This window comes from Campylobacter sp. 2018MI34 (assembly GCF_016598975.1).
In the GTDB taxonomy this organism is placed as follows: domain Bacteria; phylum Campylobacterota; class Campylobacteria; order Campylobacterales; family Campylobacteraceae; genus Campylobacter_D.
Window position 1 is genome coordinate 1 of the sequence record NZ_JAENKS010000236.1, and the last position, 397, is coordinate 397.

Genomic DNA, 397 nt, shown 5'->3' on the forward strand with positions numbered 1-397 from the left:
TCTCGAAGTTACGCGACGATCCCGCATTGCGTGCTGTTGCCATCGCCTATCTCGGCAAGTCGGCTGTCTGGAATCGAACGCGCCTGTGGTGGAGTTTTCCGGCAGAGCGGGTCAGTGACGCCGACCTGCATGCGGCATCGCAAGACAAGTACCACTTCGACATGAACGGCTGGCGCACGCTCAAGTTCTTTTTCTACCTGCGAGCAGTCGACGAGGCAGCGGGCCCACATCGCTGCATACCGGGCACCCACACGAGCCGGCCGCTGCGCCACCAGCTCACGCTCACGGTAGGACGGCCAACGGACGAGCTCGAGCGCATATACGGCAAGGAACGCTTCATGACGGTCCTGGGCGATGCCGGCACCGGCTTCGCCGAAGATCCGTTCATCTTCCACAC

At 62.2% G+C, this 397-nt stretch carries 1 protein-coding gene; it reads left to right on the top strand.

Translation table 11 applies throughout. The features are described from left to right. On the top strand, positions 1 to 397 hold a 397-nt coding region (locus JG676_RS08610; protein WP_200217983.1), incomplete at both ends, for a phytanoyl-CoA dioxygenase family protein.